The organism is Bacteroides sp., from assembly GCF_019417265.1.
Taxonomy (GTDB): Bacteria; Bacteroidota; Bacteroidia; order Bacteroidales; family Bacteroidaceae; genus Phocaeicola.
Genome location: NZ_DXVR01000025.1, coordinates 25170 through 33177 on the forward strand (window position 1 = coordinate 25170; position 8008 = coordinate 33177).

Here is an 8008-nt window from a genome sequence, read left to right on the forward strand (position 1 = left end):
TTATACTTTGGAAACACAATTGCGCAATGAGGTCATCAAGATACAGTCTTATTCTGTTAAATATATTCATATTTATCTTTAGTAGCAGTGTTATGGCTTTCAATACGGAAGACATAACATTCTCGCATATATCCATAAACGAAGGACTTTCGCAGAGTACGGTTTTTTCCATTACTCAGGATAATGCCGACAATATGTGGTTTGCCACTTACGATGGTGTAAACCGTTATGACGGTTATGAATTTACAATATACCGTCATAGCGACAAAGACTCTACTTCTATAGCAGGTGATATAGCCAGATGCGTAATGACCGACAGCAAAGGCCGTGTGTTTGTCGGTACAGATAAGGGAGTTTCATATTATGACAGGGCTACCGACAGTTTCGTGAATTTCCTTATTAGGGACAGAAAGAATGTACTTGTGACTGATATTGTCGAACTGTCCGACGGTAAATATATGGTCAATTCGGGAAATAAACTTTTGGTGCTTGATGTTCCCTCTTCGACCTATTCAGACGCAATGCTGCCTGCCGGACTTTCCGAAAAGAACGTGTCATCTCTTTATAAAGTAAATAATTCAATATATGTAGGTTGTCTGGACGGCGGTCTTCAGATATATTCTTACGATAAGGGTAAACTGGTCGCGTCCTCATCCTATGATATAGGTTCAAGAATACAGAGTATGCTTCTTCTGAATCTGTATGAGCTGTGGATAGGAACTGAAGGAAGCGGTCTGGTTGTGCTTGATGTCCGTAGCGGAGATATGGCACATTATCGTCATGACGGGAAAAAGGGGAGCATAAGTTCGGACTATATACGCTCTCTGGCGAAAGATTCAAACGGGAGATTGTGGGTCGGTACTTTCAACGACCTTAATATATATGTCAAGTCAAGCGATTCTTTTATAACCTACACTAATGACCAGACTGATCCGGAAAGCCTCAGTCAGCGTTCGGTAAGGTGTATATACAAGGATAACCAGGGAGGAATGTGGCTCGGAACATTCTTCGGCGGTCTTAATTACTATCATCCTTTGAAGAACAGGTTCAGGAACATCAGGCATGAACCTTACAAGAATTCATTGAGCGACAATGTGGTGAGCTGTATAGTTGAGGATGAGAAATCGAGGCTGTGGATAGGTACAAATGATGGAGGACTAAACTGTTATAACCCTGCGGATGGCACTTTCAGGTTTTATTTGTTCGATTCAGGTGATGATGGTATATCACGTGAGTCAAATAATGTGAAATCCGTATATATTGACGAGGCTTCAGACAAGGTATATGTCGGTACTCATGCAGGCGGAATGAAGGAAATCGACCGCAGGACGGGTAGCATAAGACACAGATATATAAGCGAGATAAACTCGCCTTCCAACAGTATATATGTAATATTGCCGCGCGACAGCAAGACTTTGTGGCTTGGTACTCTTAACGGTTTATTTGTCTATAACACCGCTGACGGTTCTTTCACTCCCGAAACAGATGCTTCCGTGTTCGGGAAGGCAATATATGCAATGTATAAGGATACTTCCGACTGTCTTTGGATAGCTCTTGATGACGAGATGCTGAAATATTCGGTGGAAGACGGTAAACTAAAAAAAACATCGTTCGGGATAAAAGGTATCGGTAATATAAAGACTGCCCAATGTATATACCAGGCCGGAGACGGACGTATATGGATAGGTACAAGGATGGGGCTTTATTGCATAGATGCAAAGAAGGGAGAACTTATTCATCTTTCGGATGCTGACGGATTGCCGAACAATGTGGTTTATGGTATAGAAGAAGATTCTTACAGCAATATATGGGTAAGTACGAATATGGGACTCAGCTGTTACAGTCCGCTGAACGATAAGTTCAGAAACTTTACGATAGACGATGGCATACAGAGTAACCAGTTTAATTCGTATTCACATTGTCGTACGTCCGACGGACAGCTTTATTTCGGAGGTATAAACGGAATAACAACATTCCGTCCGGAACTTCTTATAGACAATCCTTATTCTCCGAGTCCGGTGATAACAAAACTGATGCTGTACGACAGAGAGGTACGTCCGGGCGATGATACAGGAATATTGAAGAAACATATTTCCGATACGGACAGTATCACTCTTGATAATTCTCATCGCTCGTTTACTCTTAAATTCGTTGTTTCAAATTATCTGGCAGGACAGCATAATACGTTTTCATACAAGCTTGAGGGGTATGACGAAAACTGGACTCAGGTGCAGTCCAACCGTTCTGTCTCTTATATAAATCTCCCTCACGGGGAGTATTGTTTCAAGGTTCGTTCGGCTAATAATGACGGGAAATGGAACAATAATCCTGAAACACTTTACATCAGAATACTGCCTGTGTGGTATGAAACCTGGTGGGCACGCACGCTTATATTTGTTCTGGTGGTGCTTGTCATATCTCTTGTTCTTAGGCATTTCTGGATTAAAAAACAGATGCAGGCGCAGCTGGAGATGGAGCATAAGGAGAAAATACATCAGGAAGAGATAAACCAGATGAAGATGCGTTTCTTCATAAACATATCGCATGAATTGCGTACTCCGCTAACTCTTATTATGGCCCCTGTGCAGGAAATGAAGTTGCGTACTACGGACAAATGGATGAAGGAACAGTTGGGTTTTGTAGAGAGAAATACTACGCGTCTGCTGCATATGGTTAATCAGCTGATGGATTACAGACGTGCCGAGCTTGGTGTGTTCAAGCTAAGAGTGGAAAAAAGCAACATATATTCCGTAGTAAAGGAATGTTTCTCTTTCTACGAGAAACTCGCTAAGCATAAATCGCTGTCTTATAATCTTGTATCCGACTTGGACGGTACAGAAGTCCTTGCCGATGCAAAATACATTGAGATTATATTGAATAATCTTTTGTCCAACTCGTTCAAATATACCAAGGAAGGAAGCATTACTGTTAATCTGTCGTTGAAAGACGGTTTTCTGATATTGAGTGTTTCCGATACCGGAGTAGGTATAGCGCCGAACAAGCACAAGAAGATTTTCGAGCGTTTCTTCCAGTTGGATTCCGAGCATATAGGAAGTGGTATAGGTCTGTCACTGGTACAGCGTCTGGTAGAACTGCATCATGGAACTATAGAACTGGAGAGCGAACCGGGCAAGGGCAGTACATTCTACGTTTATTTGCCTCAGGATATGTCCGTGTATAAGGAGGATGAGATTGCCGGCAGTTTGCCTGGTACAGAGACACCGGCACATTTCACCAATACCAAGGAAATGTTTTTCATCGATTCAGATGATGATGTTAAAAGCGTTGATGATGACACAGACAGTCTGGAACGAGGTACAATACTGGTGGTAGAGGATAATGACGAGGTTAGACATTATTTGAAATCCGGTTTGTCCAAAGTATTCAGTGTACTTCAGGCGGAGAATGGCGAAGTGGCATTGGAACTGCTTAAGAAGAATACAGTCGATATAGTGATAACAGACGTGATGATGCCTGTCATGGACGGAGTGAAGTTGTGCAAAAACATCAAGCAGAACGTATCTACAAGCCATATCCCTGTGATAATGCTTTCGGCAAAAACAGACCTGAGCGACCAGAAAGAGGCTCTTGGAACAGGTGCCGACGACTATATTCCCAAACCATTCTCACTTTCCCTGGTGATTTCAAAAATACAGAACATGATGCGTACGCGTCGTCGGATGCTTGAACATTACTCCAGAGAACTTACTGTAGAGCCGGAGAAAGTGACATTCAATCCTGTAGATGAAGAACTTCTTAAGAAAGCTGTGGAGATAGTCAAAAAGAATCTTGACAATAGTGACTTCTCTACCGAGGATTTTGCAAGTCAGATGAATATGAGCCGTTCAAACCTGCATCTCAAGCTGAAAGCCATAACTGGAGAATCGGCCATAGAGTTTATAAAGAAAATCAGATTTTCCGAAGCATGCCGTCTGCTAAAGGAGGGACGTTACAACATTGCCGAGATAAGCTCCATGGTCGGGTTCAGCACTCCGTCTTATTTTGCTACGAGCTTCAAGAAATATATTGGTTGCCTCCCGACAGAATATATAAAGCAACAGAAGTAATATCCGGAAATTCCCGTATTCATAAACCGTAACACGTTCGTGTCACGCGCGCGTCACGTACGTGTTACGCGCGTTACACGTTCGTGTTCCACCCGTTACACGTACGTGTAACGGTTTCTGCGTCGAAGAATTTTTCTATAAACGTACGGAGACATTACAAAAGATTAAGAGCCATATCCCAATTGTCGGAATATGGCTCTTTGCAATTTATCTGTTTACTTTACTATACTTCGCTTTATTTAAGCTCCAGCGTTACTATTGATTTTGCAGGAAGTTTCACCTTAAGTGTGTTCTTGCTGATTTTTGCACCTTTGAATTCTTTAGGGCAAACTACGTCAGGATTCTCGAAAGAGTTGTAATCGTCAATCTTGTCAGAAGTGAGGACTCTTCCCGAAACACTCTTGATGTTCATTCCGTCAAGTTTGATAGTGATTTCCTGTTCTTCATTCAAATCGACATTTGACAGCGAAATATGTGTCAGTCCGTCCTTGCGTGATGCTGTGGCGCTTACCATAGGCACTTCTCTGTTGTCTCTCACTACCTTGTAGTTACATTCGAGGTTCAATGGCAGATATGTTGCATCCTGATGTACGTTATACATTTCGAACACGTGGTATGTAGGAGTCAATACCATTTTGTCGTCTTTTGTCAGAATCATTGACTGAAGAACGTTTGCTATCTGTGCGATGTTTGTCATCTTTACGCGGTCTGTATATTTGTGGAACACATCGAGAGTGAGTGAAGCCACGAAAGCATCGCGCAGTGTATTCTGTTGGTAAAGGTGTCCGGGAACAGTTCCGGGTTCTTCATCCCACCATGTACCCCATTCGTCTACCATCAGGGCAATCTGTTTATTTGGGTCATATTTGTCCATAATGGCAATGTGGCGTTTCAGTACATCTTCTATTTCAAGACACTTGCCCATTGTCCAGTAATAATCCTCGTTTGTGAACTTGGTTGCCGAGCCTTTGCTGCCGCTCCATCCTGTCACTGTATAATAGTGGAGTGACACTCCGTCCATTCTGTGGCCTACGTTCTGCATAAGCACCTCAGTCCAGTTGTAATCATAGTCGCTCGCACCGCTTGCAATCTTGAACAGTCTGTTTCCGTTATAGTTTCTGCAGTAAGTGGAATAACGGCGATACAGGTCGGCGTAATATTCCGGACGCATGTTTCCACCGCATCCCCAGCTTTCGTTACCTACTCCGAAGTATTTCACCTTCCAAGGCTTTTCGCGTCCGTTTTCCTTACGGAGCTTTGCCATAGGGCTTCCCTGTTCGGATGTCATGTATTCCACCCATTTTGCCATTTCCTCTACCGAACCGCTACCAACGTTTCCGCTGATATAAGGTTCGCATCCGAGCATTTCGCACAGGTTGAGGAATTCATGAGTACCGAAGCTGTTGTCTTCTACCGTACCACCCCAGTTGTTGTTCACCATGCGAGGGCGGTTTTCCTTAGGACCGATACCGTCCATCCAGTGGTATTCATCGGCAAAACATCCGCCCGGCCATCTCAGAACAGGCACCTTCAGTTTCTTCAATGCCTCGAACACGTCTGTTCTGTAACCCTTCACGTTTGGAATTTCCGAGTCTTCGCCTACCCAAAGTCCGCCGTATATACATGTACCGAGATGTTCGGCAAACTGTCCGTATATTTCTTTCGGTATAATCCGGTTACCTTTTTCAGGATATATTTCTATCGTAGCCTTCTGCTGTGCAAAAGCCGATACGCTTGCCATCATGGCAATAGATAAAACTATGTTCTTCATAAGTTACTTTTTAGATATTTCAAATTTATAGATTGCGAATGTCATTTCTCCAATTTCGGTGTTCAGTATGTTCTTTTCGATGTTGATATCCTTTCCCACCGGAACAATCTTGTTTGGCTCATCAAGAGTGTTTTCTGCGTCGGAATTGTCAGAATGAAGAGTGATGCACTTGCCGTTGACGAGTGATACTGATTTCTTCAGGCCTTTGAATTCGATGTTCAGCTTCCGGCTTTTGTCCGAAGTATTGACAACTTTCAGAATGTAAGTATTGTTGTCTTTGTCCAATACCGCACTTGCAAAGAGTCCGTTCTGTCCTTCCTGACCACTTACAGCCTTTTTGTCCATAGTCAGAGGAATAACGTTTGTTCCCCTGTTGTGTCCGTACAGGTTCTGAACATACCAGCTGCATGTGCGTACAGAGCGGAGATTGTCGAACCATATCAGGTCCGGACGCCACTGCCATCCTTCCATGTGGGCAAGCAGCGGAGCGTATGTGGCCATATGAACGATGTCGGAGTTACGTTCTACGCCTGTAAGGAAAGCAGCCTCAAGAAGTGACGCATGGAAGTGATTCCACTTCTTTCCCTTGCCGTGGCATGCATATTCGCCTGCAAATACTTTCGGACCTTTGCGGTCGTAGTTGTCATATCTGCTGCCTGAGTTAAGGAACCAGTCTTCAGGACGGTAGAAATGTTCGTCCACCAGATCAACCTTCAGTTTCTTCATTTCCGGCCACAGGTATTCAAAGTCCTTACCCTCAGAGTTAGGACCTGACGAACCGATAATCTTCATGTCAGGATATGCCTTGCGGATTGCTTCAACGAATGGTTTCAGACGTTCCGGATATTCAGGCCCCCACTGTTCGTTACCTATTCCGATGAATTTCAAGTTGAAAGGTTCCGGATGTCCCATTTCGGCACGAAGACCTCCCCATTTGGTGTCTGTACCTCCGTTTGCAAACTCGATAAGGTCGAGAGCATCCTGTATGTAAGGCTGAAGGTCGCAAACCTTCACGTGTGCTTCTTCGTTTTCATTCTGGAACTGGCATGCAAGACCGCAGCTAAGTACAGGCAGTGGTTCTGCACCCATATCTTCTGCCAACAGGAACAGTTCATAGAATCCCATTCCGTATGTCTGGAAATAGTCAGGGAAGAAGCGGTGAGGGAAAGTATAGTGCCAGCGGTTTTCGTTCAGAGGACGGTTTTCAACCAGGCCTACAGAGTTTTTCCAGTTATAGCGCGAAGCAAGGTCTGTTCCTTCCACTATACATCCTCCCGGGAAACGGAACACTCCCGGCTTTGTATCGGCAAGAGCCTGTACAAGGTCTTTGCGCAATCCGTTTTCGCGGCCTTTCCATGTGTCGGTAGGAAATAATGAAACATGCTCCAGGTCAACAGTACCGGCAGATGCAAGGAAGATACGCAAGTGAGCCTTTGCGAATGTCTGTTCCGGAGTAAGCTTTATCTCATATTTCTTCCAGTCCTTTGAGTTGATGTCCAATGTCTGCGAAGTTATAACCTGTGTCTCTCCCATTGCCGCATTGTCGATGAGTTCCACGGTGATTTTCTGGTTTTCACCCCTTGCCCATACGCTGAAACGGTAGCTTTCGCCGGCTTTGATACCTATTCCGAAGAAACCCTCGTTCTCGATACCTGTACGCTTGTGCGCATGTCCCGGGTCTCCCAGTCGTACATAGTGAGGGTTTTTGTCGAACGGACCGTCATCCTGCAAAGTTACATTGCCGAATACGTTCCATCCCATAAAGTTCTGTGGAAACTCGAACGAACGGTTTTTTATAAGTTCTGCATACAGTCCTCCGTCGGCACCATAGTTGATGTCCTCGAAGAAATGTCCGTACATAGTAGGCTGTATTTCAGCACCGATTTTGTTGGTCTGGACAACCATGTTGTTTACCTCTTGTGCGTTGATGCCCATGCATGTTGTGAGGGCTAAGGCACTTAATAATGTGAAGTGTTTTTTCATGGGAAAAGTATTAATTATGTTTTATGATACAAAAATAGTTTTTTGTCTGAATTATATTTTTAAAATCAATGTTTCTATTGTATATGATGGACGGTTACTGAACAGTAAATGAACGCTATGTGAACGGAGAATGTGTCTTTTCCTGATTTTGGTTGACTGTTATAATGTCATTACCACTGATTATAGT

Annotated in this window: 3 protein-coding genes; 1 reads left to right on the forward strand and 2 read right to left on the reverse strand. The window is 43.7% G+C overall.

Annotated features, from left to right (window positions below; translation table 11 throughout):
• Positions 1–26 precede the first annotated feature (26 nt).
• Positions 27–4067, forward strand: a complete 4041-nt coding sequence (locus QZ379_RS05070) for a two-component regulator propeller domain-containing protein (protein ID WP_291558962.1) — start codon at positions 27–29, stop codon at positions 4065–4067.
• Between the two features lie 235 nt (positions 4068–4302).
• Here the strand turns inward: QZ379_RS05070 and QZ379_RS05075 are convergent, their stop codons facing one another.
• Positions 4303–5838, reverse strand: a complete 1536-nt coding sequence (locus QZ379_RS05075; protein WP_291558964.1) for an alpha-N-arabinofuranosidase — start codon at positions 5836–5838, stop codon at positions 4303–4305.
• A 3-nt stretch (positions 5839–5841) separates the two neighbouring features.
• On the reverse strand, positions 5842–7821 hold the full coding sequence (locus tag QZ379_RS05080; protein ID WP_291558966.1) for an alpha-L-arabinofuranosidase C-terminal domain-containing protein: 1980 nt from the start codon (positions 7819–7821) through the stop codon (positions 5842–5844).
• Positions 7822–8008: the final 187 nt, after the last annotated feature.